This is a genomic window from Variovorax sp. OK605, from assembly GCF_900115445.1.
In the GTDB taxonomy this organism is placed as follows: Bacteria; Pseudomonadota; Gammaproteobacteria; order Burkholderiales; family Burkholderiaceae_C; genus Variovorax.
Genome location: NZ_FOWL01000029.1, coordinates 35,789 through 59,737 on the forward strand (window position 1 = coordinate 35,789; position 23,949 = coordinate 59,737).

19 protein-coding genes and 2 pseudogenes are annotated in these 23,949 nt (G+C 69.1%); 12 read left to right on the forward strand and 9 right to left on the reverse strand.

The genetic code is table 11. The features are described from left to right. Positions 1 to 100 precede the first annotated feature (100 nt). Together BM013_RS38855 and BM013_RS42295 are read right to left on the reverse strand one after the other, a co-directional pair. On the reverse strand, positions 101 to 781 hold the full coding sequence (locus BM013_RS38855) for a substrate binding domain-containing protein (protein WP_093135784.1): 681 nt from the start codon (positions 779 to 781) through the stop codon (positions 101 to 103). 94 nt (positions 782 to 875) lie between these two features. After that, a pseudogene (locus tag BM013_RS42295) lies at positions 876 to 1,073 on the reverse strand (LysR family transcriptional regulator); the annotation flags it as partial. Between BM013_RS42295 and BM013_RS38865 the strand changes: the two are divergent. Continuing rightward, complete coding sequence (locus BM013_RS38865; protein ID WP_256221886.1) at positions 1,051 to 1,740, forward strand: glutathione S-transferase N-terminal domain-containing protein; 690 nt, start codon at positions 1,051 to 1,053, stop codon at positions 1,738 to 1,740. The pseudogene BM013_RS42295 and the gene BM013_RS38865 overlap by 23 nt on opposite strands. Positions 1,741 to 1,878: 138 nt before the next feature. Further along, a pseudogene (locus BM013_RS38870) lies at positions 1,879 to 2,301 on the forward strand (HU family DNA-binding protein); the annotation flags it as partial. A 111-nt stretch (positions 2,302 to 2,412) separates the two neighbouring features. On the opposite strand, the gene BM013_RS38875 reads toward BM013_RS38870, so the two are convergent. Next, positions 2,413 to 2,622 carry a hypothetical protein gene (locus BM013_RS38875; protein ID WP_093135790.1) on the reverse strand — a complete coding sequence of 70 codons (210 nt, stop codon included), beginning with the start codon at positions 2,620 to 2,622 and terminating at the stop codon, positions 2,413 to 2,415. A gap of 93 nt (positions 2,623 to 2,715) precedes the next feature. Here BM013_RS38875 and BM013_RS38880 point away from each other — a divergent pair, with 93 nt between their 5' ends. Further along, a complete protein-coding gene (locus BM013_RS38880) occupies positions 2,716 to 3,345 on the forward strand; it encodes a hypothetical protein (protein ID WP_256221887.1) in 630 nt (209 codons plus the stop codon). A gap of 97 nt (positions 3,346 to 3,442) precedes the next feature. Beyond that, positions 3,443 to 5,260 carry a bifunctional metallophosphatase/5'-nucleotidase gene (locus BM013_RS38885; RefSeq protein ID WP_093135792.1) on the forward strand — a complete coding sequence of 606 codons (1,818 nt, stop codon included), beginning with the start codon at positions 3,443 to 3,445 and terminating at the stop codon, positions 5,258 to 5,260. A gap of 19 nt (positions 5,261 to 5,279) precedes the next feature. Here BM013_RS38885 and BM013_RS38890 read toward each other — a convergent pair whose 3' ends face one another. The 5 genes from BM013_RS38890 to BM013_RS38910 all read right to left on the reverse strand — a co-directional run bounded on the left by BM013_RS38890 (position 5,280) and on the right by BM013_RS38910 (position 8,957). Next, positions 5,280 to 6,602 carry a DUF418 domain-containing protein gene (locus tag BM013_RS38890; protein ID WP_093135795.1) on the reverse strand — a complete coding sequence of 441 codons (1,323 nt, stop codon included), beginning with the start codon at positions 6,600 to 6,602 and terminating at the stop codon, positions 5,280 to 5,282. A 171-nt stretch (positions 6,603 to 6,773) separates the two neighbouring features. Beyond that, positions 6,774 to 7,133, reverse strand: a complete 360-nt coding sequence (locus tag BM013_RS38895; protein ID WP_093135798.1) for a hypothetical protein — start codon at positions 7,131 to 7,133, stop codon at positions 6,774 to 6,776. A gap of 116 nt (positions 7,134 to 7,249) precedes the next feature. Further along, positions 7,250 to 7,633, reverse strand: a complete 384-nt coding sequence (locus BM013_RS38900) for a roadblock/LC7 domain-containing protein (protein WP_093135800.1) — start codon at positions 7,631 to 7,633, stop codon at positions 7,250 to 7,252. 29 nt (positions 7,634 to 7,662) lie between these two features. Beyond that, positions 7,663 to 8,187 carry a GTP-binding protein gene (locus BM013_RS38905; RefSeq protein ID WP_093135803.1) on the reverse strand — a complete coding sequence of 175 codons (525 nt, stop codon included), beginning with the start codon at positions 8,185 to 8,187 and terminating at the stop codon, positions 7,663 to 7,665. Further along, positions 8,184 to 8,957, reverse strand: coding sequence for a hypothetical protein (locus BM013_RS38910; RefSeq protein WP_177225697.1), 774 nt, complete (start codon positions 8,955 to 8,957; stop codon positions 8,184 to 8,186). Before BM013_RS38910 ends, BM013_RS38905 begins: the two co-directional genes overlap by 4 nt. Before the next feature lie 341 nt (positions 8,958 to 9,298). Between BM013_RS38910 and BM013_RS38915 the strand changes: the two genes are divergently transcribed. Then, positions 9,299 to 9,883, forward strand: coding sequence for a BPSL1445 family SYLF domain-containing lipoprotein (locus tag BM013_RS38915; protein WP_093135808.1), 585 nt, complete (start codon positions 9,299 to 9,301; stop codon positions 9,881 to 9,883). A 63-nt stretch (positions 9,884 to 9,946) separates the two neighbouring features. Here BM013_RS38915 and BM013_RS38920 read toward each other — a convergent pair whose 3' ends face one another. Further along, complete coding sequence (locus BM013_RS38920; protein ID WP_093135810.1) at positions 9,947 to 10,804, reverse strand: plasmid replication/partition related protein; 858 nt, start codon at positions 10,802 to 10,804, stop codon at positions 9,947 to 9,949. Between the two features lie 351 nt (positions 10,805 to 11,155). On the opposite strand from BM013_RS38920, the gene BM013_RS38925 reads away from it, so the two are divergent. The 7 genes from BM013_RS38925 to BM013_RS38955 all read left to right on the forward strand — a co-directional run bounded on the left by BM013_RS38925 (position 11,156) and on the right by BM013_RS38955 (position 23,946). Beyond that, entirely contained in the window at positions 11,156 to 11,677 is a 522-nt protein-coding gene (locus BM013_RS38925) for a sigma-70 family RNA polymerase sigma factor (protein WP_093135813.1), read from the forward strand. A 102-nt stretch (positions 11,678 to 11,779) separates the two neighbouring features. Further along, complete coding sequence (locus tag BM013_RS38930) at positions 11,780 to 12,043, forward strand: DUF4880 domain-containing protein (RefSeq protein ID WP_093135816.1); 264 nt, start codon at positions 11,780 to 11,782, stop codon at positions 12,041 to 12,043. A gap of 143 nt (positions 12,044 to 12,186) precedes the next feature. Beyond that, a complete protein-coding gene (locus BM013_RS38935) occupies positions 12,187 to 12,441 on the forward strand; it encodes an MbtH family protein (protein WP_093135819.1) in 255 nt (84 codons plus the stop codon). After that, positions 12,438 to 13,196 (forward strand): thioesterase II family protein, encoded by a 759-nt coding sequence (locus tag BM013_RS38940; RefSeq protein WP_177225698.1) that lies wholly within the window; start codon positions 12,438 to 12,440, stop codon positions 13,194 to 13,196. Before BM013_RS38935 ends, BM013_RS38940 begins: the two co-directional genes overlap by 4 nt. Next, a complete protein-coding gene (locus tag BM013_RS38945) occupies positions 13,174 to 13,878 on the forward strand; it encodes a 4'-phosphopantetheinyl transferase family protein (protein ID WP_093135821.1) in 705 nt (234 codons plus the stop codon). Before BM013_RS38940 ends, BM013_RS38945 begins: the two co-directional genes overlap by 23 nt. Before the next feature lie 58 nt (positions 13,879 to 13,936). Further along, positions 13,937 to 19,276, forward strand: coding sequence for a non-ribosomal peptide synthetase (locus BM013_RS38950; protein WP_093135823.1), 5,340 nt, complete (start codon positions 13,937 to 13,939; stop codon positions 19,274 to 19,276). Continuing rightward, complete coding sequence (locus BM013_RS38955) at positions 19,276 to 23,946, forward strand: type I polyketide synthase (RefSeq protein ID WP_093135826.1); 4,671 nt, start codon at positions 19,276 to 19,278, stop codon at positions 23,944 to 23,946. The genes BM013_RS38950 and BM013_RS38955 overlap by 1 nt, the downstream gene beginning before the upstream one ends. The last annotated feature ends 3 nt before the right edge of the window (positions 23,947 to 23,949 follow it).

The following is a 23,949-nucleotide window of genomic DNA, read 5'->3' on the forward strand; positions in this document are numbered from 1 at the left end:
AGCCCTTGCAGCTCTAGAGTTGCAAGGGCTTTTCACTTTCTGACTCGGCTTCTTTCTCTTCCCTCCACACGACGTCTTTAGATGCGATCGCTCGCGCGTGTCACGCCTGCGAGTTGCTGTGCCTGTTCGTCCGCGAGCAAGTGCTCGATGAAGACGCGAACGCATCGCGACATCGCGCGAGCGGCGGGGTACACGAGCGATGCAAGCTTCGGCGCAGCTCGCATGCGCGCAACAAACGTTCGAGTCGTCCATCAGCCAGATGCGCTGCGATCACGAACATCGGAAGTTGCGCGACGCCCAATCCGGCGATGGCCATCGCGGCGATGTGATGCATGTCATCCGAACGCAGAGACGCGTGCGGCTCGATCTGCACGGGCCCTTTCTGCGTTTCGAAATTCCACGGTTCTTCTCTGCCGTCGGGTCGCGTGTACGTCACGCATCGGTGGCCGTGAAGTTCATCGGGTCGACAAGGTCTTGGCATTTCGCCGAAGCAGGCCGGCGCGGCCACGGTCACGAACTGTCCGCGGCCCAGCGGACGCGCGACGAGGCTCGAGTCGGGCAACGCACCGGCGGCTATCGCGACGTCGAGGCCGCGGTCGAACACGCCGGACAGCTGCATCGTCGACACGATCTCGACGCGCAGCTTCGGATGCCGCGCAAGCAATGCGGGCAATCGCGGTGCGAGCAGGCAAGTGCCGAAGAGCGACGGCAATCCGACGCGCACCGTGCCGGCCACCGCATGCGTGTCCGCACCCGCTTCCTCCGCGGCCTCGGCCAGCATCTCGAACGCGCGCGCATCGTTCGTGAAACGCCGCGCCTTCTTCCGTGAGATGCAACGCCCGCGTCGTGCGCACCAGCAACCGCACGCCGAGATCGCTCTCGAGCCGGCCGATCGCCTTGCTCACCGCCGAGGGCGTCATCGCATGCAGCGCCGCGGCCGCGGTGAAGCTGCCGGCGTCGGCCACGGTCACGAACACGCGTGCATCCGCCTCCGAGATCGGCAACTCGTGAGTGCGGTTCATCGGTCTTGTGCCGCCAACCTGCTTTTTCATGAAGCTCCTCGCATCCACCATGCATCACGTGCACAACGTCTCGCAACGCAACGTGATCCATCGACAGGAGCCGATCATGAAACTCTTCTACAGCCCCGGCGCTTCTTCATTGCCTGCCCACATCGTCCTGCGCGAAGCGGGCCTGCGGGCCGAGCTGGTTCGCGTCGATCTCGAGAACAAGACGCCGCCTGCCACAGGTCGCAGCTACCTCCAGGTCACTGCGATGGGCAAGGTGCCCGCGCTCGAACTCGACGACGGCGAAGTGCTCACGGAGGGCCTCGCCGTGCTGCAGTACCTCGCCGACCTGGCACCGTCGTCGCAACTCGCACCGCTCGCGGGCAGCATGGCGCGCCATCGTCTCGCCGAGGCATCGAGTGTCATCGCAAGCGAACTGCACAAAGGCTTCGCACCCATGTTCGATCTCGACGTGCCCGCCAGCTACAAGCGCAAGCTGATCACCGGCGCGCGTGTCTTCGAACGCATCGCATCGATGGTGCGGCCGGGCCCGTACATCCTCGGCGAAGGCTTCACGGTCGCGGATGCGTACCTCTATCCCATCCTTTGCCTTCGCCGGTTGGCAGGACTCGATTTCTCGGCGTGGCCGTCCATTGGCGCGTACATGGAAGTGGTCACTGAAAGGCCCGCTGTGCGTGCCGCGATGGAGGCCGAAGGGCTCGCTGCAGACTGATGGCGAGCAACTTCAATGAAGGCCCGAAGCGACCGCGTTACATCCGGGCTCTCGCAGTCGAATAAACTCCGGACCGCTTGCAGCTTGTATCGTGCTGCGCCGCCATAGGCAACATGGCGAAATCAAACCTATCAGGAAACTCAGTTGAACCGCATCGAACTCGTCGAAAAAATCGTCACCGCCCACAACGTCAGCAAGGCAGAAGCCGCGCGCATCCTCGAGACTGTCACCAGCTCGATCGTCGCCGCAGTGAAGAAGGGTGACCCCGTGCAGATCGTCGGCTTCGGCACGTTCAAGCAAGTCGCGCGCGCCGCACGCTCGGGTTTCAACCCCAGCGCCGGCACCAAGATCAAGATCGCCGCACAGAAGGTGCCGAAGTTCGTGCCGGGCGCTGCCTTCAAGGCCGCCGTGGACCCGAAGGCTGCAAAGCGCAAGGCCGACGGCAAGGCTGTCGCAGCCAAGCCCGCCGCCAAGCCGACCGCCAAGGCTGCAGCAAAGAAGGCTGCACCCGCCAAGAAGGCCGCTCCCGCCAAGAAGGCAGCAGCAGCCAAGAAGAAGTAAGCAGACAGTGACGTGACGCGGCTCCTGCAGCCGCGCATGCACCAAAGCAAAACGGCCCCTCGGGGCCGTTTTTTTATGGGCGCTGCGCAAGCGGCAGCGTCTAGCCAGATCTCAATCGGGCTCGATCACGCCTTCGCCCAGATAACGCTGGTACTCGGCGATCGGGATCGCGGTCGTCTGCGCGCTGCCGCCATCGCCCCAGCTGAGCACGGCGCTGTCGGGCGCCAGCTCGATTTCGATCGGGCCTCTGGGAATGAGGATCAGGGGGCCGTCGCCGGCTCGGTATTCGACATCTCCGGTCACTTTCGCATTCGCTGGCATGGGTGCGTTCCTCGGGTTGAGTGGTCGGGGGGATCAGGTTCTCGATGCCAGCTTACACGGCCTGCGGCGGCGCGGGGTCATCGCGCTGCGGCGATGTGTGTAGGTCTGTTCAACGTCGTGCTCGGCAGCGGTCACATCGGCGTCACGCGCCGCGTGGCACGCTCGCAGTCCTTCCTGTTTCTCCTCCCGCCGATCGAAAAGATGCTCCGCGCGATGAAGCGATCCACGACCCTCGCAATCACGGCCATCTGCCTGCTGGTCATGTCCGTTGCCGCGGCAACCGCCTGGCGGTCGCTGTCCGTGCAAAATGCGCAGGTCGCGCAGGCCGCACCCGTTGCACAGGCCACGCAAGCCGCCGCGGCGCCCGCGCTCGAAATCCGCTGGCACGGCGGCGGGATCATCCTGCAAGGCGCCGTGCGCGACGCCGCCACGCAGCGCGCGCTCGCCGAGGGTGCCGCCGCACGCCTCGGCGGCGAGACCGAGCAGGTCGTCGACTGGCTCGACATCACACCCGACGCGCTGGCCGTCGCCGACCCCGCGGCGCTCGCGCAACTCATCCGTCTGGGCCAGGAAGGCTGGCAGCTGCAGCGCCGGCCCGCCGAGGGCTGGCTGGCCGTACCGCATGTGCCGAAACTGGGCGAAGCAGAAGGCGCGCAAGCCAGGGCCCTGCTGCAGGCGGCCTTCGGCCCCGGTGTGGCGACGCGCCTCGTGCTTCTTCCCTGACCGCCTGGCAGATCACCCCCAGAGGGCTTGAGGGGGTCACGGCATCGTCATCTGCCGTGGCCAGCATCCGCTGGATTCCAAAGCAGAGGAGAGGTTCATGCATCCATCGTCGAAACACGCCGCCCTGGCCGGCGCGGTCCTGGCCATGCTCACCGCCTGTGGCGGCAGCAACAACACGAACGGCTTCCTGCCGATCGCCGCGCCGCCTCCCGCGTCGAACCCGCCGGCCCCGGCGCCCGCCACCGTGGACGTGAAGCTCATCGCCTTCAACGACCTGCATGGCAACCTCGAGCCGCCCAAGCTGTCGATCACCGCACCCGCCAAGGCCGGCGGTACGGTGGCGGTGCCCGCCGGCGGCGCCGCTTACCTGGCCTCGGCCATCGCCGACCTCAAGGCGAAGAACCCGAACAACGCCGTGGTGTCGGCCGGCGACATGATCGGCGCCTCGCCGCTGGTGTCGGCGCTGTTCCTCGACGAGTCGACCATCGAAGCGGTGAACGCGATGAAGATCGACTTCAACGCGGTCGGCAACCACGAGTTCGACAAGGGCCAGACCGAACTGCTGCGCATGAAGAACGGCGGCTGCGCGAAGAACACCGCGCTCGAGCCCTGCCGCGTCAACAAGAGCTTCCCGGGCGCCAACTTCGGCTTCCTGGCGGCCAACACGGTGAAGGGCGACGGCAACACGCTGTTCCCGGCCACCGGCATGAAGACCTTCACCAAGGACGGCGCCACGGTGAAGGTGGCCTTCATCGGCATGACGCTGAAGGGCACGCCCAACATCGTCACGCCCGCCGGCGTTGCGGGCCTGAGCTTCAAGGACGAGGCGGACACGGCCAACGCGCTGATCCCGCAGCTGAAGGCGCAGGGCGCCGATGCCGTCGTGGTCGTGATCCACGAAGGCGGCACCACCACCGTGGGCTACAACGACAAGAGCTGCGCGGGCCTGAGCGGCGACATTTTGCCGATCCTCGACAAGCTCGACGCCTCGGTCGACATCGTGATCTCGGGCCACACGCACCGCTCGTACGTGTGCGACTACGGCAAGACCAACCCGGCCAAGCCTTTCCTGCTGACCAGCGCCGGCCAGTACGGCACGCTGCTGACCGACATCAACCTGACCATCGACACGCGCACGCGCAAGGTCACGGCCAAGGCGGCCGACAACGTGATCGTGCAGGGCGAGGCCTACACCAGCGGCGCCACCACCGTCGCGCTGACCGACCAGTACCCCACCTTCGGCAAGAACCAGGAGGTGGCCGCGCTCATCAGCCAGTACCTCACCATCGCGGGGCCGCTGGTGCAGCGCGTGGTGGGCTCGCTGACCGCCACGGCCACGCGCACGCAGACCGCGTCGAAGGAAAGCGTGCTGGGCAACCTGATCGCCGACGCGCAGCTCGCCGCCACCAGCCCGGTGGGCAAGGGCGCGGCGCAGATCGCCTTCATGAACCCGGGCGGCGTGCGCGCCGACCTCGCGCCCGCCGGCGACGGCAGCGTGACCTACGGCCAGATCTTCGCGGTGCAGCCCTTCGGCAACAGCCTGGTGGTGAAGACGATGACGGGGGCGCAGATCAAGGCCGTGCTGGAGCAGCAGTTCAACAGCGGCGCCAACACCGTGGCCGCGCCGAAGGTGCTGTTGCCGTCCAAGGGCCTCACCTACAGCTACAGCCTCTCGGCGCCCGCCGGCTCGCGCATCAGCGGCCTGTCGCTCAACGGCACCGCGATGGTCGACGCCACGACCTACCGCGTGACGATGAACAGCTTCCTGGCGACGGGCGGCGACAACTTCACCGTCTTCAACCAGGGGACCGATTCGCTCGGCGGCGACCAGGACGTGGACGCCCTGGAGGCCTACATCAAGGCCGGCAGCCCCTTGGCGCCGCCGGCCACCGACCGCCTCACGGTCCTGCCCTGAAGGGCTGCGCCGGTGCGCCTCAGGCCGTGGCCTGCAGGCGCATCGGCTGGGCCTTGCCGTAGGCCAGGCTGCGCCACAGCCATTCGGCCGGCCCGAAGCGAAAGCGCGCCAGCCACCAGCAACTGAACAGCGCCTGCAGCGCGAAGATCGCGGCGCCGCAGATCACCACGCCCACGATCCCGAACTGCGGCCCGAGGCCCAGGCCGATGCCGTAGAACAGGCCGAGGCCGAAGAGCGTCTGCGCGAGGTAGTTGGTCAGCGCCATGCGGCCCATCGGCGCGAGCTTGCGCAGCCAGTGCCGCCACGCCGCATGCTGGAACAGCAGCACGAAGGCGGCCATGTAGAACACGCCTTGCGCCAGCGGTGCAAGCTCCCGCAGCAGGCGCGTCGCGTGGAGGCCCGCGCCTTCACCCAGCCAACTGGCCACCACGGCGGTGCTGCCTGTGCCGCCTGTGCCGCCATGGTCCCGCAGCATCAGCAATGCGGAAGCGGCAAGCGCAACGGCGAAGCTCGCGCGCAGCAGCCGTACCCAGAAACGCCGGTGCGCGACCGATTCCTGCAGCACGCCCGCGCGGCCGATGGCCATGCCGAGCAGCAACCGGCCGAACACGAACAGCGGCAGCGACCACACGGCGATGCGCATGCGCATGTCGCGCGCCAGGTTGCCCTGGAGCATCGTGGCCCAGTCGCCGCTGACGAAGGCGCTCCATGCGGCGGCCGAGGCCTGGGCCTTGCCGGCCTGCGCCGGCAGCAGGCCGGGCACCAGCGGTTGCAGCAGCACCGGCAGCACCACGGCCACGCACACGCCGAGCACGGCCAGCGTGCGCGCCGACAGCCGGGTGAACGCCAGCAGCAGCAGGCCGAACACCGCGTAGTAGCGCAGGATGTCGCCCCACCAGAAGAGGTACGCGTGCACCAGGCCGATGGCCAGCAGCACCAGCATGCGCCGCACGTGCAGGCGCATGCCATCGGTGTTGGCGTTGCCGGCGAGGCGGTTCGACCGCATCGCGAAGCCCACGCCGAAGAGCAGGGTGAAGAGGGTGATCGACTTCGCGTCGACCAGCAACTCCATCGCCAGTGAAAGCGCGCGATCCCAGGCGGCGGTGGGCAGCGCGTCGCGCTGCGACCTCGCGATGAACTCGTACAGCGAGAAGCTGCGAAGGTTGACCAGCAGCACGCCGAGCAGCGCGAAGCCGCGCAGGGCGTCGAGCAGCTCGAGTCGCCGCGCGGCCGGCGCTGGCGAGGTGCGCGGATGGGTGGCGGCGTTGACGGTGGGGTTCGAGGGTTTCAGCGAGCCGCCCGCGGTCGAGTAGCGAGGCAGCCTTGCAGGGTCGAATGTCATCGGGGTGCGCAGGGTCGGTTCGGTTGCCGGATGGCGGGCCGCTGGGAGCGCGCGCCCGCAAGAGACCTGCGATGCTATGAATCAGCATTGCGCGAACATTGCGCCGCCCGTGGCCGTGGGTGGCCTCACGTGACCGCCGGTGGCGCCTGGCCCGCCACCGGCCTGCCGGCGTCAGACCGTCATGTTCTGTTCGACGTCCAGCGCCTTGCGGCGTGCCAGCGCGAGGTTCGACTTGGCCTTGTCCAGCACCAGGTAGACGAACAGGCCTTCCTTCTTCTGCATCGGGCGGATGATGTGGTACTGCTTGCCGAGCGTGATGAGGATGTCCTCGATGACATCGTTCAAGCCCAGGTCGCGCATGGTGCGCAGCTTGGCGCGCACGACCTCGGTGTTGCCCGCGGCCGCGACTTCCAGGTCGACGCCCGATCCGATCTGGCCCAGGATCATGCCGCTGCTCGAGTCCACCAGCGCCGCGCACAGCGCGCCGTCGCAGGTCATCAGGTCGTCCATGGATTGCTTGATATTTGCCATCGAAATCCTTCGTAGTCCCTCGCCCCTTGGAGTCGGCGGCCACCCGGGCGAAGAGGTGGGCGGCTGCCGGTGTTGTCGAACGGGTGTGCCGGATCGGCGCCGGTGCGCGGCCGCCCTCAGGCGTGCTGCAGCGCGAGCGTCGCCTGCTTCGCGAAGTACAGGACCTGGCCGATGATCGCGTCCTTGCCGGTGACCACGCTCACGATCAGCGTGAGCTCGGGGTGGCGCGCCTGCAGCATCAGGATGTGGCCGTGCGTTGCCTCGATGGTCACGTTGTCGCAGTCGCCGAGGTCGCTCTCCTCGCCCGCGACGGCGCCCAGCGCGGCCAGCGAACTGGCAATGGCCGACAGGCGGGCCACCTGCGCGGTGTTCTCCACGCGCGCGGCCAGCTCCAGGCCGTCCTCGGTCGAGATGACCACGGCCTTCACCCCCTTGATCTGGCTCATCAGCGTGTCGATGGCGGATTCGGCGGCGAGCTTGATCTGGGGGGTGATGTTCATGGCTGCCCGGAAATGAAGAAAAGAGAGGCTCAGGCCTCGAGTTGAAGCAGCAGCAGCTCCAGCAACTGAACGACCTGCTGCGGGTCGGTCACGTTGGCCGGCAGCACCGGGCACAGCACGCCCTTGGCCTCGGCGCGGCGCGCGTAGGCGTCGATGTCGGGCTGCGGATGCGACTCCATGCGTCCCACCGCCACCACGCACGCGGTGGTGGCGATCAGTTCGGCGAAACCGTCGAGGTACACGTCGAGGTCGGCCAGCGGATCGGGCCGGCTGTTGTCGACCAGGATCACCAGGCCGAGCGCGCCGCGCGCCAGGATGCGCCACATGAAGTCGAAGCGCATCTGCCCCGGTGTGCCGTACAGGCGCAGCTTCTCGCCGTTGTCGAGCGTGAGTTCGCCGTAGTCGAGCCCGACGGTGGTGGTGGCCTTGGCAACCGAGGTGTCGGTGTTGCGCACGTCGGTGCTCACGGGCGGGACCTCGCTCACGGCACCGATGGCGGTGGTCTTGCCGGCGCCCATCGTGCCGGTGAAGAGGATCTTGTGTTCGACGGTCATCGGGGCCCTGTGGTCAGCAGGCTGAGCCGGCTGCGGATGCGGGCCAGCAAGCCGGGCTGCACGGCGTCGCGCACCGGCGGATACGGGAGGGCGGGGCGGCTGTCGGGGGCGACGCTGTCGAAGAAAGCAGAATTGGCGGTGGCTGCCGCAGCCTGCGTGTCTTGCGCGGCTCGCACCGCCTGTGCCGCCTGTGCTGTCTCCTGTGCGCTTTCGAGCAGCCCGCTGCGGCGCAGGTCGGCAATGAAGTCCAGGCACTCCTGCACGCCGAGGCCCGAGCGCTGGCGCAGCACGCCGAGCGAGGTGGGGCGCCCTGTCATCAGCGTGGCGAGCCGGATGCGGTGGGGTGCTTCGAGCAGCGCGGCGGGCGGCCAGCGCAGCAGGCGGAACTCGTCGTCTTCGGCCAGGTCGGCCTCGGCCGCCGCCAGGCCCAGCCCGCGGGCGTGGACGACCATGGCGCCCAGGCGGTTGAGCGTCTGCTCGAGCGCGTCGGCATGCAGCGGCAGTGCGAGGAAGTGACCGCCGCGTTGCGGGTCGGTCTGGCCCACGGCCAGCACCGGCACCGCCGGTGCGTCGCCCACGGGTGGCAGCTTTTCGCCGACGACCCGCAGATCGGCCGGGCCGGCTCTCCAGGCCCAGTGCTGGTGGGTGCGGTGGTCGAGCAGGCGGACCAGCGACTTGAACAGCAGCTCTTCGCGCGGCGGCAGGCCTTCGACGCTGAAGCTCAGCAAGGCGCGCTGGCTTTTGAGGGCGGGATGGGCGGCTGTTGTCATGCCGGCACCGACAGCACCAACTTTGGGCGTGAACGCCGTTCTGATTGCAAAGCAGGCTCCCCGGCTGGACTTCGGCGGCCGGTTTGAAGGGCCATCGAAAGTAGTACTACAGGACTATCTCGACCAATGACGATAAAAATATAACACTTGTTGCAAATAAAAACACAAGATTACGGAGCGAAGTTTCAGGCCATTCATGGACACCGTGTCTTCGCGTAGGCGGATTTCTCAAGGTGGGCGGGGGCCGGTTTTCGCGTCTTAGCATGAGCGCACCTGCCGCTGTTGGCAGACAAAAGCGGGGTTTTCCTCGCCGATCCACCTTCTTTGCAAAGGATTTCGTCATGAAAGCCATGAACTTCAGAACGCTTGCGCTCTCGTCCGCTTTCGCCGCGTGCAGCCTGGCCTTTGTCGGCTGCACCACGACGCGACCGCAGGATCAGGCCAGCAGCGCGTCGTCGCGCACGTCCATCGACGCCCAGGCCGACGCCGCGCTGTCCAAGCTCTACGACTCGGTGAAGGGCTCGCGCGAACTGGTGGCGCGCTCCAGCGGTGTGCTGGTGTTCCCCGCCGTGGTGGGGGGCAGCCTGGGGGTCGGTGCCGAATACGGCCGCGGCGCCTTGCGCGTGAACGGGCGCACGCAGTCGTACTACAGCACCACCGCCGGCTCGGTCGGCTTCCAGGCCGGCGCGCAGTCGAAGGCGGTGATCTACCTGTTCACCACGCAGGCGGCGCTGGACAAGTTCCGCAACAGCAAGGGCTGGACGGCCGGTGCCGACGCCACGGTGGCGCTCGCGACCATCGGCGCCAACGGCAGCATCGACACCAACACGCTGCGCCAGCCGGTGGTGGGCTTCGTGATGACCAACATCGGGCTGGAAGCCGGCGTCTCGCTCTCTGGCGCGAAGATCAGCGAGATCCAGCTGTAGGCACCAGGGCCTGAGAGGCCTGAGAGGCCTGAGAGGCCTGAGGGGCCTGAAAGCCCGCCGGCGTCATTGGCCGAGTTGCGCCCGCAGCTCGGCCACTTGCTTGCGCAAGGCCTCGTTCTCGGCCGTGAGCTCGGCCACGCGCTGCTCCAGCGCCTGAACCGCATCGGGCTTGTCCTGCTGCGCTTCGTCCGAAGCCGGCTCGGCCGACTCTTCGCGCGGCTTCTTCTTCGAATCGCGCACGCGCTTGGCGGCCTGCTTGAGCTCGTCCTTGCCGGCGATCGCGGCGGAGACCTGCTCCTCGGCCGGCAGCGTGGCCACGGCGGCCGCGGTGTTGATCGAGATCACGCCCGACTTCACGGCCGCCACCAGTTCCGGCGCGGCCTGCTTCTGGATCTTCTCGATCATCCCCACCTGGCTGCTGCTCAGCCGCGCGGCGCGCGCGATGGCTTCGCGGCTGTTCAGCGGGGCGGGCGGCGGCACGGCGGGGGCGTCGCCGTCGGCGGGCGGATCGACATCGAACGGCGGGTCGGACGGGTCGGACGGGTCGTGTGCGGCAGCATCTGAAGACGCAGCCGGCGGCGCCACCGTGCGGGCGCGTTGCAGGTCGACGATGTCCTTCTTGCGCAGCGCGAGCACGCCGCGCAGGAAGTCGGAGATGCTGCGCCGGCCCAGGTGCTGGTCGATCATCCAGAGGTGCACGTCGTCGATCGACTTGAAGCGCGTGTTCTGCACCGTCTGGAACGGCAGGCCGTGCTTCTGGCAGATGCCGTAGCGGTTGTGGCCGTCCACCAGCACGTCGCCCCACAGCACGAGCGCGTCGCGGCAGCCCTCGGCCAGGATGCTGCGTTCGAGGGCTTCGTATTCCTCCGGCGTCAGGGGGTCGATATAGGCTTTGAGGTCTTCGTTGACGACGATGTTCATTGGGGGGAGAAGGGGGACGGGGACGCGGGACGCGGCGTGACAGCGGGAAAACCGGAAACGCCGGGAAAAACAGGCAAGGGGCGGGATTTTAGTGGCCCGCGCCGAGCCTCCCCTGGATACGTCTTGCAACCACGCCGACGTGTTCGACGTGTCTCTGTTTGGTGCGCTCGAACGTCTTTATGGGTAAGGACACCTCACGAATTCGGGAGGTTGTCCGCCATTAGATAGTAATGATTCTTATTTAATATGCGGCCCATGCACCGGATCCGGATGGGTTGCATTCACGCCAATGCGCATCGCGCGCGCCGTTTCGAATTTCGACGCCTGGCCCCCATCTGGAGTTGTTCAAAGATGCTGTCACCTACGTTCGAGCCATCGCTGGGAGACGTTTTCGTCGCCAACCGGGCCCAGCTCTGGCATGTTGCCCGCAGGATCGTGCGCACCACCGAACTCGCGGACGACGTGGTGCAGGACGCCTACCTGCGCATTGCCGACGGCGCCGGCGGCCGCAAGATCGACAAGCCCATGGGCTACTGCTGCCAGGTGGTGCGCAACCTCGCGCTCGACCATTGCCGCCGCCAGTCGCTCGAGGCCACCTACCGCACCTTCGACGTCGACGTGGAGACGCTCGACGTGCCCGGCCCGCCGTCGCCGGACTGCGTGATGCGTGACCGCCAGGTCGTCGGCCTGATCGAGCAGGCGCTGTCGCAGCTGCCCGCGCGAACCCGCGTCGCATTCCAGCTCTACCGGCTCGAGGGCCTCACGCAGCGCGACATCGCGGTGCAACTGGGCTGTGCGCTCGGCCTCGTGAACCGGCTGATCGCCGAGGCCGACGAAGCCATCGGCGGCATGCGCCACCTCATCAACGACTGACGCACGGGGCAGCGCGCGCGTCCACCAAAGCCAGCCCCGAAAGGGGGGTGTGCTCGCTTTCCTTCTCGTGCGCGATCGGTGTAAGGTAAAAACCATACGCGCATGACACAAGAGCAAGACGACCTCATCTGGCGCACCGCATGGGCCTGGGTGCGGCGCGAGCACGACCGCGAGGGTTTCGGCGAAGCCGCGCGTGTCGAAATGGTGACATGGCTGCTTGCCGAACCGGCCCATCGCAAGGCCTACGACAAGGCCGCGCGCCTCTGGCTGCTCGCGGGCCTCGTGCCGCCCGCCGTCGACGTCGAGGCATGGAAGAAGACGCAGGGCCAGGCACAGGACCGCCCCGCGCGCGGCGACGACACCTGAGCGCCGTGTGCCCCCTGATCACCCCGCATCGAGGGTGAACAGATTCGCGCCTGAACCGTCATGTTGATCAGAAGCGCAGCAATCGGCCGCCCGCCGGCCCGGTTGCCCGCCCGCTTCCCCGATCAACCGCACAAGGACGCACCATGTCTACCAGCTGCTTCGACCGCGAAGACGAAACCTTCATCGTTCTGGTCAACCACGAAGACCAATACTCCATCTGGCCCCACTGGAAGGCCGTGCCCGGCGGATGGAAGGCCGTCGACGGCGTCAAGGGCGACAAGAAGACCGCGCTCGACTATGTCGAGAAGAACTGGACCGACATGCGCCCGAAGTCGCTGCGCGACTGGATGGCCGCGCAGGAAGGAACGCCCGCCGCTGAAGCCGCAGCGCTTCGATGAGCGTGCCGGCGAGGGTGTCGCTGCTGTGCCTGCCGTGCGCGGGTGCCAGCGCAACCATGTACCTGCGCTGGCGGCCCCTGCTGCCGCGCTGGATCGAGATCGTGCCCGTCGAGTTGCCGGGCCGCGGCATGCGCATGGGCGAGCGCTTCGTCGAAAGCTTCGATGCGCAGGTCGCGCGCATCTGCACCGAACAGGCCGATGCGATGCAGGGCAGCTTCATGCTCTTCGGCCACAGCATGGGCGCGCTGCTGGCCTACGGTGTCGCGCAGCGGCTGCGCGCGCTGGGCCGGCCGCTGCCACGCGCGCTGCTCGCGTCGGGCAGCTCGGCCCCGTCGCAGCGCGACCCCGATCGCCTGCCCGACACGCGTGACGACGCCGCGTTGACGGCCGACCTGCGCAAGCAGGGCGGCACCCCCGAGGAAGTGTTCGCCAGCGCCGAGCTGATGCGCATCACCCTCGACACGCTCGGCGCCGACTATCGCGTCTGCGAGAGCTTCGCCTACACGCCAGACACACCGGATGCGCTGCTGCCCATGCCCCTGCATGTCTTCGCGGGCCGGCAGGACGACATCGACGCGCCGCGCATGCAAGCCTGGTCGGCGCATGCCGGCGACGCGTTCACGCTCGACTGGTTCGACGGCGGCCACTTCTTCATCCGCCAGCGCGAGGCTGCGTTCCTCGATGCGCTGGCGCGGCGCGTGAGCCAGGCGCTGGCCCTGGCCGGAGGACGGCATGCACCTCATGCAGTTGCATGACGCCTTGCCCGCGGGCATGGAGGTCTATCGCCTGGATTTCGACCTGACGCGCGACGACCGCGACGCGTGGTCCGTGCTGTCGCGTGTCGAACACGAGCGCGCATGCCGCTTCGCCAGGCGCGCCGACCGCGTGCGCTTCGCGGCCGCGCGCGCCGCAACGCGCCGGCTGCTCGCGCGGCGCATGGGTTGCGGCCCCTGCGACGTGCCGCTGTCGCCCGGCGTGCACGGCAAGCCCTTCGTCGACGCGGCCGGCGACATGCCGCTGTTCAACGTGTCCCATTCGGGCGGCCACGCGCTGATCGTCCTGGCCGACGGCCGCGAGGTCAGCGAGGTGGGCATCGACATCGAGCAGTGCCGCGACGACGTCGACGCCGAGGCCCTCTTCGAGCTGGCCTTCACCGCGCAGGAGGCGCGCGAGGTGCGCGATGCCGGTGAGGCGGGCGGCACCGGCGATCGCATGCAGGCCCTCTACCTGCGCTGGGTCGGCAAGGAGGCGCTGCTCAAGGCCGTGGGCGTCGGCGTGCCCGAGCACCTGCTGTGCGTCGGCATCCATCCGCTGGCGGGCGGCGGGCTGTCCATCGCGTCCACCGTGCCCGGGTGGTCGGCCTTCACCGCCATCGCGCTGCCTGCGCCTTGCGGCTATGCGGCGGCATTGGCGTGGCGCGCCAGGACACCCGCATGAGCCAGCGCCGCCGGCCCGGTGCCAGCGGCGCCCTTTCTAACTATCTGGAGTGAGCGAGATGGCAGGCACAACGACAACGACAGCGGCGCTGAACGCGGGACACCCCGCGTCCGCGAACTTCGTGGAGCACCTGCGCGCATTGGCGCAGTCGCGGCCCGACGACATCTGGCTCACCGTGGCCGGCGAAGCGAACGGCGCGCATGCCGAGAAGACCTTCAGCTATGCCGTCTTCGAGACGCGCGTGCGCGCGCTCGCGGCCTGCCTGCAGCAGCAGTTCGACAAGGGCGACCGCGCCCTGGTGATGCTGGACAACGACGACCACTACGCCGTGAGCATGCTGGCGTGTTTCTATGCCGGCGTGATCGCGGTGCCCGTGTTCCCGCCCGAATCGATGCGGCCCCAGCACCTCGCGCGCCTGACCGGCATCGCCGGCGATTCGCAGGCCCGCTGCGTGCTGACCTCTTCGGCGATGCAGTCCGCAGTGCAGGCCGCGACCGAAGGCGCCGCCGCGTCGTTCGCGCAGGCCACGATGGTCGCCGTCGATGCGGTCGACATCGCGCTCGCCGGCGCGTGGACCCCGTTCTCGCCCGCGCAGGACGACCCCGCTTTCCTGCAATACACCTCGGGCTCGACCTCCGCGCCCAAGGGCGTGATCGTGACGCACGGCAACCTCATGGCCAACGAGCGCGCCATCCGCGACGGCATGGGCATCGGGCCGGACGACAAGTTCGTGTCATGGGCGCCGCTCTATCACGACATGGGCCTGATCGGCGGCCTCATGCAGCCGCTGTACAGCGGCATTCCTCTGGTGCTGGCCTCGCCGCGCTACTTTCTCGAAAGCCCGGTGCGCTGGCTCGAGCTCATCTCGCGCCACCGCGCCACGCTCAGCGGCGGCCCCGACTTCGCCTACCGCCTCTGCCTCGACCGCGTGAAAGGCGCGCGGCTCGCGGGGCTCGATCTCTCGACATGGCGCGTGGCCTACACCGGCGCCGAGCCCGTGCGTGCCGACACCGAAACCGAGTTCATCGAACGCTTCGCACCCGTGGGCTTCGACCCCGGTGCCGCGTACCCCTGCTACGGCCTTGCCGAAGCAACGCTGTTCGTCACCGGCGGACAGCGCGGCGGCGGGCTGGTCGCGCGCAGCTTCTCGAGCGTGGCGCTCGCAAGAGGCGAGGGCGTCGAGTGCGTGGACAGCGCTAACGGTGTTGACGGTGTGGATGGCACCCTGCTGGTCGGCTGCGGCGCCGTGCCCGAAGGCCACGAGGTGCGCATCACCGACCCGGCATCGCTGGCCGCGCTCGGCGCAGGCCGCGTCGGCGAGATCTGGGCCAGCGGCCCGAGCATCTGCGCGGGCTACTGGGGCAAGCCCGAGGCGACCCGCGAGACCTTCGCCGAGCTCGAGGGCAAGCGCTGGCTGCGCACCGGCGACCTGGGCTTCCAGCACGACGGGCAGCTCTACGTCACGGGCCGCATCAAGGACCTGATCATCGTGCGCGGCCACAACATCTACCCGCAGGACATCGAGCGCACCGTCGAAGCCGAAGTGGAGGCCGTGCGCAAGGGGCGCGTCGCCGCGTTCGCGGTGACCGGGCCGCAAGGCGAGGGCATCGGCGTGGCGGCCGAGGTGTCGCGCAGCATGCAGAAACTGGTGCCGCCGCACGTGCTCGTCGAAGCGCTCGGCGCCGCCGTGAGCGAGGTGTTCGGCGAAGCGCCGGCCGCCGTCGTGCTGCTGAACCCCGGCGCATTGCCCAAGACCTCGAGCGGCAAGCTGCAGCGCCAGGCCTGCCGCGCGGGGCTAGCGGCGCGCAGCCTCGATGCCTACGCCATCCACGAACACGGCGCCTTCACGCTCGGCGGCAGCGGTGCATCGGTGCCAGCCGAGGCGGCGCTGCCCGACGATGTCGCGCAGGCGGTGGCCGGCATCTGGCGCGAAGTGCTCAAGTGGCCTGAGGGCCGCGCACTGGCGCACGACGCCCACTTCTTCACCTCGGGCGGCAACTCGCTCGCCGCGGTGCAGGTGGCCGCGCGCATCGCGCGCCGCTGGAATATCGGGTTCGGAATTCGCGACCTGTTCGAGCAGCCGAAGCTGAACGTCTGCGCGGACGTCGTGCGCAGCCGCAGCGCCAACCCGGCCCGCGAGAACGACGCGGCCATCGAGCCCTTGTCGGCCGAGCGCCGGCTGCAGCCCTTGCCGCTCTCGCATGCACAGGAGCGGCAGTGGTTCCTGTGGAAGCTCTCGCCGCAAAGCACGGCGTACCACATGAGCGGCGCGCTGCGCCTGTCGGGCGCGCTCGACGCGGCCGCCATGCACGCCGCGTTCGAAGACCTGGCCGCGCGCCACGAGTCGCTGCGCACGGTGTTCCTGGCCAGCGCGGCCGGTGCGGACGGCACGGCCGAGCAGCTGGTCAGTTCGTCGTGGGCGCCGCTGCTGGCTCTCGTCGACCTGCGCCATCTCGCACCGGCCGAGCGGGAGGCGCGCGCCGCCGAGGAAGCGCGGCGCCTGCACGCGACGCCCTTCGACCTCACACAGGGCCCGCTGCTGCGCGTGGCGCTGGTGCGCCTGTCGGACACCTCGCACCTGCTCGTGCTGGTGATGCACCACATCATCTCGGACAGCGCCTCGATGCAGGTGCTGCTCGACGAACTCGCCGCCGGTTACGCCGCGCGGCTGCGGGGCGACACCCGACGCCGCGCCGCCGCGCGCGTGCAGTACGTTGACCATGCCATGTGGCAGCGCGACTGGCTGGCCGCCGGCGAGGCCGGGCGGCAACTGGCCTGGTGGCGCGCGCAGCTCGGCAGCGCGCACCCCGTGCTGGCCCTGCCGACCGACCGTCCGCGCACCGCGCAGATCGGCCACAGCGCGGCACGCCACAGCCTCGAGGTGCCCACCGCACTTCTGCAGGGCCTGCGCCAGTCCGCCGCCTCAGAAGGCGCGACGCTGTTCATGCTGCTGCTGGCCGGCTTCCAGGCGCTGCTGCACCGCTATACGGGGCTCGAAGACATCCGCGTCGGCGCGCCGGTGGCCAACCGCAGCCGCGTCGAGGCCGAAAGCATCGTCGGCTTCTTTGTCAATACGCTGGTGCTGCGCAACCCGATCGGCGCGCGCATGCGCCTGTCGCAGGTCGTCGCGCAGGCGCGCGAGGCGATGCTGGGCGCGCAGACGCACCAGGACCTGCCGTTCGAGCAGCTGGTCGAGGCGCTGCAGCCGCAGCGCAGCCTGAGCCAGAGCCCGTTGTTCCAGGTGATGTTCAACCACCTCGTCGAAGACCACCGGGCACTGGCGCAACTGCCGGGGCTCGAGGTGGCGCATTACGCGCTGCCCGACGGGGAGGCGCAATTCGAGCTGGTGCTGGAGGCGCGCGAGACGCCCGAGGGTCGGCTGACGCTGGGCTTTGTCCATGCGGCGGAGCTGTTCGACCGTGAGACGGTCGAGCGGATGGCGGGGCACTACGTGGCGGTACTGGAGGCGCTGGCTGGGCAGCCTGAACTGGCGGTGGGCGATGTGGCGCTGGTGGGTGCTGCTGAACGCGCGAACCTGGTGGCGTGGACAGAGAACACGCGTCGGCACGAAGGCTCGCAGCCCGTGCATCGGCAGATCGAGGCGCATGCGAAGTCGAAGCCCCTGGCGCCCGCGCTGGTCTTCGGTGACGAGGCGCTGAGCTACTCGGAACTCAACGCGCGTGCGAACAAGCTGGCGCATCGCTTGACGGCCTTGGGCGTCAGGCAGGACACGCTGGTCGGCATCTGTGTGGAACGCTCCACCGAGATGATGGTGGGCATCCTCGCGGTGCTGAAGGCGGGCGGTGCCTACGTGCCGCTCGATCCCGAATACCCCGCAGACCGTCTCTCGTACATGGTCGAGGACAGCGGCATCTCGTTGCTGCTCACGCAAAGCCATCTGCGGTCGCTGATCCCTGGCGCCGATTCGCTTCAGGTGCTGGAGCTCGACACGGTCGATACCTCTTCGGAGTCCGAGTCCGATCCGCAAATTGCTCTTCACGGCGAGCACCTCGCCTACGTCATCTACACCTCCGGCTCCACCGGCCGTCCCAAGGGCGCAGCCATCCGTCATGCGGCGCTCTTCAGCTGCATGGCCTGGATGCAGGATTTCTACACGCTCGCAGGTGCCGATACGGTCCTGCACAAGGCCCCGTTCGGCTTCGACGTGTCGGTATGGGAAATGTTCTGGCCGTTGACCTCGGGCGCCCGGCTGGTCATTGCCAACCCCGGCGATCACCGCGACCCGGTCCGTCTGGTCGAACTGATCCAGAAGCACCAGATCACGACGCTGAACTTCGTGCCCTCGATGCTGCAGGCCTTCCTGGCGTATGAGGGCATCGAGGCGACGACCAAGCTCAAGCACATCATCTGCGGCGGCGAGGCGATGCCTGCGGCCACGCAGAAGGAAGCGTTGCAACGCCTGAGCGGCGCCACGCTGCAGAACCTGTACGGCCCGACCGAGACGACCATCCACGTCACCCAATGGACGTGCCGGGATGACGGCAGCACGCAGGTGCCGATCGGAAGGCCGATCAGCGACACCCAGGCCTATGTGCTGGACGAGAGCCTGAACGAAGTCCCTGTCGGCGTTGCCGGAGAGTTGTACCTGGGCGGCATCAACCTCGCACGCGGCTATTTGAAGCGCGCTGGCCTTACGGCAGAGCGCTTCATTGCAACGAACGACGGCCAGCGCCTGTACCGCACAGGCGACCTCGTGCGCTGGAGCAACCAAGGCCAGCTCGAGTACCTGGGCCGCATTGACCACCAAGTGAAGGTGCGCGGCTTCCGCATCGAGCTGGGCGAGATCGAGGCGCAGTTGCAGGCGCAACCCGAAGTGCGCGAAGCCGTCGTCGTCGCGAACGAAGGCCCCGCAGGCGCTCGGCTCGTGGGCTACGTGTCCGGCCAGGGCATCGACACCGCGGTGCTGCGCGAGCGCCTCGGCGAAGCATTGCCCGACTACATGGTCCCCAGCGTGCTGATGGCGCTCGATGCATTGCCGCTGAACGCCAACGGCAAGGTCGACCGCAAGGCGCTGCCGGCCCCCGAGTTCACCAGCGACAAACCCTACGAAGCGCCCCAGGGCCCGATCGCCGAAACCCTCGCCGCCATCTGGGCCGAGGTGCTGCAGCTGGACAAGGTCGGCGTCCATGACAACTTCTTCGACCTCGGCGGCCACTCGCTGCTGCTGGTGCGCGTGCACCGCCTGCTCGAAGACAGGCTGCGCACCGCGATCCCGCTGGTTCATCTCTTCAAGTACCCCACGGTCGGCTCGCTGGCCCAGTGGATGGCGCGCGGCGCCGCCGCGCCCGCTTCGTTGCCCACGGCCGGCGACGACCGCGCGCTGCGCCAGCGCGCCGCCTTGCTTCAACGCCGCAAAGCCGCGGAAAGAGTCAACTGATGCACACCCTCAACGAACCGTCCGGCCAGCCTGAACAATCCGGCGCGACCGGCATCGAGATCGCCATCGTCGGCATGGCGGGCCGCTTCCCCGGCGCCGCCGACGTCGATGCGCTCTGGCGCAATATCCGCGACGGCGTGGAGTCCGTGGCCGCATTCACCGACGAGCAACTGCGCGCCCAAGGCGTTGCGCAGGAACTGCTCGACGACCCGGCCTACGTGAAGGCCGGCACCCAGTTCAAGGGCTTCGACCAGTTCGACGCCGGCTTCTTCGGTTACTCGCCGCGCGAGGCCGAGCACCTCGACCCGCAGCAGCGCATCTTCCTGGAGTGCGCATGGGCCGCGCTCGAGCACGCCGGCTGCGACGCGCAGAACTGGCCGGGCAAGGTCGGCGTCTACGCGGGCGAAGGCCCCAACCTGTACCTCATGCGGCACCTGCTGCCCGCCTTCGGCCTGGGCGACGGGCGCGGCATTGCCGAGCTGCTGGGCCTCATGAGCGGCAACTCCGGCGGCTCGCTGTGCACCCGCGTGGCCTACAAGCTCGACCTGCGCGGTCCCGCCGTGACGGTTCAGACCGCCTGCTCCACCTCGCTGGCCGCGGTGCACACGGCTTGCCAGGCTCTGCTCGGCTACGACTGCGACATGGCGCTGGCCGGCGGCGTGTGGCTCAACCTGCTGCAGGACGGTGGCTACCTCTACCAGGAGGGCGCCATCCTCTCGCCCGACGGCCACTGCCGCGCCTTCGACGAGAAGGCCGCGGGCACGGTCATCGGCAGCGGCGCCGGCCTCGTGGTGCTCAAGCGGCTGGACGACGCGCTGCGCGACGGCGACACCATCCACGCCGTCATCAAGGGCACGGCCGCCAACAACGACGGCGCCGACAAGGTCGGCTTCACCGCGCCCAGCGTGAACGGCCAGGCCGAAGTGATTCGCGCGGCGCAGCTCATCGCGGGCGTGGACGCCGAATCGGTGGGCTACATCGAGGCGCACGGCACGGGCACGGTGCTCGGCGACCCGATCGAGATGGCCGCGCTCACGCAGGCCTTCCAGGCCGGCTCCGGACGCACCGGCTACTGCGCCGTCGGCTCCGTGAAGACCAACATCGGCCACCTCGACGCGGCGGCCGGTGTCACCGGCCTCATCAAGACCGTGATGGCGCTGAAGCACCGGACGCTGCCGGCCAGCCTGCACTTCGAGCGTCCGAATCCGCAGATCGACTTCGCGGCCAGCCCGTTCTACGTCAACGCCGCGACCAGGCCCTGGCCCGCGGGCGCCACGCCGCGCCGCGCCGGCGTGAGCTCGTTCGGCATCGGCGGCACCAACGTGCATGTGGTGCTCGAAGAGGCGCCGGCCGAAAAGGCCGCGGCCCACGCACCCGACTGGCAGGTGCTGCCGCTGTCGGCACAGAGCGCCGCCGCGCTGCAACAGGCCGGACAGCAACTGGGCCGTCATTTCGAAGCGTCGCCCGATCAGCCGGTCGCCGACATCGCGCACACGCTGCAAAGCGGCCGCCGCGCGATGCCGCTGCGCGCGGCCATCGTCGCCAACGGCCATGCCATGGCCGCGCAGGCGCTGCTCTCGCCCGAGGGCGGTTTCGAGCAGGTGATGCGCGCGCCGGCCGGCGCGCCCGAGGTGGCTTTCCTGTTCCCCGGCGGCGGCACGCAGCACGCGAACATGGGCGCCGCGCTGTACCGCGACGACCCGGTGTTCCGCGGCGAGGTCGACCGCTGCTGCGCCTTGCTCGAGGGCGCCATGGGCATGGACCTGCGCGAGCTGCTGTACCCGGCGGCGGGCATGGAGGCCGAGGCCGACCGGAAGCTCGCATGCATCGAGTACACGCAGCCGGTGCTGTTCATCGTCGAGTACGCCATGGCCCGCGCATGGATGGCGCGCGGCGTGCAGCCGGCCGTGATGCTGGGCCACAGCCTCGGCGAATACGTGGCGGCCTGCCTGGCCGGCGTATTCAGCCTGGAAGACGCGCTGCGCATCGTCACCGCGCGCGGGCGCCTCATGCAGTCGATGCCCGCGGGTGCCATGACCGCCATCGCGCTGGCCGAAGCCGAGCTCGCGCCGTTCCTCGGCGCAGGCTGCGACATCGCCGCCGTCAATGGCGAGCAGCTCTGCGTGCTGTCGGGCCCGCTGCAGGCCATCGAGGCGGCCGAGCAGCAGATGCTCGCCGGCGGCCTGCTGCCGCGCCGGCTGCATGTGGCCATTGCGTCGCATTCGGCCATGACCGAATCGATCGTGGGCGAGCTGCAGAAGGTGATCGCCGCGGTGCCGCGCCATGCGCCGCGCATTCCCTTCATCTCCAACGTCACGGGCCAGACGGTCACGGCCGGGCAGGCGACCGATCCGGCCTACTGGGGCCGTCACCTGCGCGGCACGGTGCGCTTTGCCGACGGGCTGGCCGCGTTGCTGCGCGTGCAAGGGCGCGTGGTGCTCGAAGTGGGCCCCGGCGAAACGCTGGCCGGCCTGGCGCGGCAGCATCCGCAGGCCGCTTCGGCCGCGGGCATCTGGGCGAGCCAGGCGCATCCGCAGCAACAGGCCCGCAACGAGCGGCAGCTGGCCAGCGTGACCGGCGCGCTGTGGTGCGCCGGTGTCGAGATCGACTGGGCCGCCTGCCGCGCGGGCCAGCCGCGCCGCCAGGTGCCGCTGCCGAGCTACCCGTTCCAGCGCCAGTCGTACTGGGTGGAGGCGGGCAGCTTCGCAGCCGGTGCATCGTCGAGCCTTTCGGGCCCTGCGGCCGGTGCGTTCTACGTGCCGGCCTGGAAGCGCACCGAGCCGCTGCGCGCGGCACAGGGCCCGGCACCGGCCGGCACCTGCACGCTGGTGTTCGGTGAAACCGGCGGCCTTGCCGACCGGCTGATCCGCCACCTGCACGAACTTCATGGGTTGCACGAAGGCGCGGACGCGCATCCCGTGGTGTGGGTGGAGCAGGGCCCGGGCTTCGTGGAGATCAGCCCGCGCCACTACGCCGTGCGGCCCGGCGAGCGCGCCGACCACGAGCAATTGCTGCGCAAGGTGCACGCCGCAATCGGCCCGGTGGTCAGGGTCCACCACCTGTGGGGTGTCGACACCGAGGCCGCGGCGCCGTCCTCGTCGAGCGACCTGCTGGAGCGCGGCTACTTCAGCCTGCTGGCCCTGGCGCAGGCGCTGGACAGCACCGCGGCCGGCCGCGAGCGCAAGCTGTCGCTGCAGGTCGTCGCCAACCAGATGGAAGACGTCTCGGGCACGGAGCCGCTGTGCCCTGAGAAAGCTACGCTGTTCAGCCTCGCGAAGGTGATCGGGCAGGAGTACCCGCACATCGATTGCCGCGTGGTCGACGTGGTGCTGCCCGCGGCTGCCAGCCAGGCCGAGGCATGGCTGGTGGCGCAGCTTGCGGCACAGTTCGCGGCAGATTCACCCGCCTCGCGCGACGAGCCGCTGGTGGCCTTCCGCGGGCCGCATCGCTGGACCAAGGTCTACGAGCCGCTGGCGCTGCCGGCGCAAGGGGCCGGCCCGCGGCAACGCTTTCGCACGCAGGGTGTCTATCTGATCACCGGCGGCCTGGGCGGCGTCGGGCTTTCGGTGGCGCGGCATCTCGCCAAGTCTTGGCAGGCCAGGCTGGTGCTGCTCGGCCGCTCGCCGCTGCCCGAGCGCGCCGCGTGGGAATCGCTGGCGGCGTCGGCCGACCAGCCAGCGGCCTTGCGCCAGAAGTTGCTGCAGCTGCTCGAGCTCGAAGCGCTGGGCGGCGAAGTGCTCGCGCTGTCGGCCGACGTCACCGATGCCGCGCAGATGCGGGCGGTGGCCGCGCAGGCCCGGCAACGCTTCGGCGCCATCCACGGCGTGATCCATGCGGCGGGCCATGCCGCGAGCGGCATGATCGGCCAACGCACGCGCGCCATGGTCGACGCCGTGTTCGCGCCCAAGCTGCGTGGCACGCAAGCCTTGCTGCAGGCGGTGCGCGGCGAACCACTCGATTTCGTGCTCTTGTGTTCGTCGATCTCCAGCATGGCCGGCGGCCTGGGCATGAGCGACTACGCCGCCGCCAACGCCTACCTCGACGCGCTGGCCGCGCAGGCGCAGCGTGACGCCGGCCACCTCGTGATCTCGGTCAACTGGGACGCCTGGCGCGACCTGGGCATGGCCGCCGGCATGGTGCTGCCCGAGGGCGTGGGCATGAACGGCCCCGAAGGCGCGCTGGCGCTGGAGCGCATCGTCAACGGCCCGGCCCATGCGCAGGTCGTGATCTCGACCATCGACCTCGCGCAGCGCCTGGGCAAGCTCGACAGCGGCATGCTCGAACTGATCGAGAACGGCCCGCTGGCCCATGCCGCGCGCGGCACGCGCCGCAACCACCCGCGCCCCGCGCTCGACACGCCCTTCGTCGCGCCCGACGGCGATCTCGAGACCGGCCTCGCCGCGCTGTGGCAGGACATGCTGGGCATCGCCGCCATCGGCGTGAACGACAACCTGTTCGAGCTCGGCGGCGACTCGCTGCTGGCCATCCAGATCCTGGCGCGCGCGCGCAAGGCCTACGACATCGAGCTGCACCCGGCCGCCTTCTTCAAGGCGCCCACCATCGCCGAGCTGGCCTTGCTGGTCGAGACCCGGCTGATCGAAGAGATCGAGAACGCCGACGAGGCCGCTGCCGCGGCGTTCCCTGCACCCGCTGTGTCCGCCACCGTCTGAAGA